The sequence below is a fragment of the Arenibacter sp. S6351L genome (genome assembly GCF_023016025.1).
Lineage (GTDB): Bacteria > Bacteroidota > Bacteroidia > Flavobacteriales > Flavobacteriaceae > Arenibacter > Arenibacter algicola_B.
In genome coordinates this window covers 1-1459 of the sequence record NZ_JALKBB010000075.1, presented here as the reverse complement: position 1 = coordinate 1459, position 1459 = coordinate 1, and the positions used below count along the sequence as shown (strand labels likewise).

At 37.4% G+C, this 1459-nt stretch carries 2 protein-coding genes; both read right to left on the bottom strand.

Features of this window, described 5'->3' with window-relative positions; translation table 11 throughout:
- Positions 1-32 precede the first annotated feature (32 nt).
- A complete protein-coding gene (locus tag MWU82_RS23925) occupies positions 33-968 on the bottom strand; it encodes a transposase (RefSeq protein ID WP_247098258.1) in 936 nt (311 codons plus the stop codon).
- A 43-nt stretch (positions 969-1011) separates the two neighbouring features.
- A complete protein-coding gene (locus MWU82_RS23920; protein WP_247098256.1) occupies positions 1012-1395 on the bottom strand; it encodes a hypothetical protein in 384 nt (127 codons plus the stop codon).
- Between the last annotated feature and the right edge of the window lie 64 nt (positions 1396-1459).

Sequence of the window (1459 nt, the reverse complement as noted above, 5' to 3'; positions counted from 1 at the left end):
GGATCAAGTCCAAAAGTTGGGTTTTTACCATTTTAAGAATATAATTTAATCAAGCGATATAAGAAGTATTCCGTATTCCTGACTCCCCTAAATTGTGATCTAAAAGCCTTTACTTTGGCATTAAAGGATTCTGCTGAAGCATTTGTACTTCTGTTTAAAAAATAGTTGAGTACAGAGCGGTAATTTAAAGTAATACTATTGGCTACCGTTTGGAAGCTCTTAAATCCTGACTCCTCTACATCTTTGTACCAGTGGGCTAGTTTGGTGTAAGCTACTTTAATATCTATGGCTTGGTTAAAAATATTCCTTAAGCCTTGAACAAGTCCATAAGCTTTCTTTAATTCTGGGTATTCATTAAACAATATCTGTCCCCTCTCTTTCTGATTTGGAGTCCATTTATCTGGGGATTTATACAGTAGATATCTACTCCTGGCTAGGAGTTGTTTTGAGCTATCACCATTAGAAAAAGTTACGGGTTTAAACTCTTTGTCGGCTACTCTAGATAGCTTTATCTGTTCATTTTCTTGATCCAAAGCTTCCCATCGGTATTTGATACGAAGATCTTGGAGCGCCTCTATTGCCAGCTTCTGTACATGGAACCTGTCTGTTACTTGGATGGCTTTCGGGAAACATTTAGTGGAGATCGTTTTCATAGAGTTTGCCATGTCCAAGGTGATCTCTTTCACTTTAGCACGCTTCTTTGCTGGGATCTTCAAGAGTTGTTCGATAATAGGCTCCACTTTAGTTCCGTGGAATATCCCAACTAAAGCCCCTTTCTTTCCTTTAGCCTTCTTATTGGTAATGATGGTAAAGAGCTCTCCCTTGGACAGCGCCGTCTCATCAATGGATAAATAAGAACCTAAGTTTTCAGGGAAAACAAGCCACTGTTTAGCATGACTCTTATGCTCCCATTGCTTAAAATCACTTAAGTGATCCTTATAATGTCTTTGAAGCCTTTTTCCGGACATACCATACTGGTGCCCAAGTTGTTGGCTGCTCAGAGCAGTATTATCAGTCGATTTCTTTTAAAAAAGCAGCAAACTCTTTTGATATTCGAGTTCCCTGTGCAATAAATTCATCCCATTCACGACTTACTTTAATCCACTTTTTATCAAGTAGAACGTCCCAACGCCTTCGTTTAAGATTTAATGATAGTAGATTGTCCCGAACGGGATAATCCTCGATTATTCGAGGCTCCATGAAGCCACTGGCTTTATACTTGCAATCCTTGTACTTGGATGGTATTTGTTTTTTTTCCTCCAAATATATCGTTAGACGGTTCTCATATAAAACATGCTTTATAGGCTTCTTATCGAATCCAACAATATCAAAATACTCTAATATTCCTTCTGGTAATATTAAACTTAACAAGGATAACTCAGTGCCTTTATTCATCAATGTAATTTAAAGTGCAAAGAAATAAATTATTCACTTCAGACCCAAGTTTTGTTCTTGATCC